At 36.1% G+C, this 1,910-nt stretch carries 2 protein-coding genes; both read left to right on the top strand.

Annotated elements, in window-relative coordinates; translation table 11 throughout:
- Nucleotides 1-811 (top strand): thiamine ABC transporter substrate-binding protein (locus ACKI5B_RS09075; protein WP_407427966.1); only part of this gene is annotated, 811 nt, incomplete at its 5' end.
- Nucleotides 812-814: 3 nt separating this feature from the next.
- Nucleotides 815-1,910 (top strand): ABC transporter permease (locus ACKI5B_RS09070; RefSeq protein WP_407427964.1); only part of this gene is annotated, 1,096 nt, incomplete at its 3' end.

The following is a 1,910-nucleotide window of genomic DNA, read 5'->3' as shown; positions in this document are numbered from 1 at the left end:
GGTTTTAAGCCGTGCAATTCTCGAAAAAGAACACCCTGTCGCTGATATTATTCTCGGAATTGACAACAATCTTTCACAGCAGGCTCTTGACGCAGACATTCTCGAAGATTACATTCCTGAAAATGCAGATAAAATCATAACCCCTGCCATTCAGGCACAGCTTTCTACAGGCTCAAAACTTGTTCCATACGATTACAGCCATTTTGCAATGATTTTTAACACACAGTCAAATCTTCCGGAACCTCAAAAACTTTCAGATTTAACAGACCCTGTTTACAGCAAAAAAATCATCCTTATGGATCCAAGAACAAGCACCCCTGGTCTTGGTTTTGTTGCATGGACAAAGGCAGCCTTTACAGATGACAAAGAATTTAATGATTTCTGGCAGGCATTAAAGCCTAATATTCTTACAATGGCCAACGGCTGGAGTGCAGGCTATGCTCTTTTTACTGCCGGAGAAGCACCTCTTGTAATCAGTTATACAACAAGCCCTGCTGCAAATTTAGAATACGATAAAATCGATTACTACAAAGCTTTGATTTTTGAAGACGGTCACTACATGCAGGTTGAAGGAGCCGGAATCTTAAAAAATGCACCAAACAAAAAAGGAGCTAAGCTTTTTATGGATTTTCTCATCTCAGACAAAGCTCAGAACGCTCTTCCTTTAACCCAATGGATGTATCCGGTCAACCAGAATGTAGTTATGCCGGAATGTTATGCAAAAGCCGGAGTCATTCCAGAAAAAACAGTTACTCTTGATTCTTCACTTTTAAAAGAAGCTGTAGAAACTGTTATTTCAATCGTAAAATAATCCGTGCAGAATATTATTTATTTAAGTGCATTCACAGTCTTTCAGGCACTCTGTTCGACTTTGACTGCACTTTTAATCGGTCTTCCGGCAGCTTTTTTTACAGCAAAACGCAATTTTATCGGGAAAAAATTTTTACTTTCCCTTTCTTCCGTTCCTTTTTGCGTTCCTTCCCTTTTAATTGCGCTGGCTTTTGTTTCCTGTTTTGGAATTTCAGGTCTTCTCAATTCAATTATTAAATTTTTTGCTCCAGATAATTATTCACCAGTAGCACTGCTGTATTCTTTTTCAGGAATTATAATTGCTCAGGGCTTTTACAATTTTCCACTGGTAATGAAAAGCATAAACGACAGCTGGAAACAAATTCCGGAAGAAACTGCAGAAACTGCAAGACTTTTAGGTGCAGGTGAATGGAAAGTTTTCAGAACAATCACAATTCATCAGCTTATGCCGTCAATTGCTTCTTCATGTATGCTGGTTTTCTTATACTGTTATTTCAGTTTTATGATTATTCTGCTTTTTGGAAGTGTCGGCTGCAGTACTTTAGAAGTTGAAGTTTATAAAGCGGCAAAAATCACACTGGATTTTAAATATGCTTTTTATTTAGGTTCTTTGGAAACTTTGCTTGCCTGTATTTTTGTTGCCTTTTATTCACTTCTGGAAAACAAATCCTTTAAAATTCAAGGGCAGACATTTTCAAACCATTCAGCAGCTGCAAACATTTCTTCTCTTTCTGAAAAATTTTTTGCCTTTATTATTTTCTCTTTAATATTTGTTTTTTTCATAGCACCGCTTCTTTCAATACTCTACAATGCAGTTTCATCAAAAAACGATTTTTTAACTTTAAAAAACATTTCCCATATTATTCAGATGAAAGGATTTTTTAAAGCATTATTTACGACATTTTTCTGCGCAGTTTCTACTGGATTCTGTTCGTCAGTTCTGGCTTTTTTGTATGCTGTTTATATCCGCACAAAAGATCCGTTTTCAAAAAATTTATTTTTCAGAATTTTACCGATGATTCCTCTGGCAGTTTCAGGGGTAATTCTCGGGATTTTAATCACTGTAATCGTAAGAAAAGGAAACATAATTCTGCTCATTA

The sequence above is a fragment of the Treponema sp. genome (assembly GCF_045657965.1).
Classification (GTDB): Bacteria; Spirochaetota; Spirochaetia; order Treponematales; family Treponemataceae; genus Treponema_D.
This window is presented reverse-complemented; position numbering and strand designations above follow the sequence as displayed.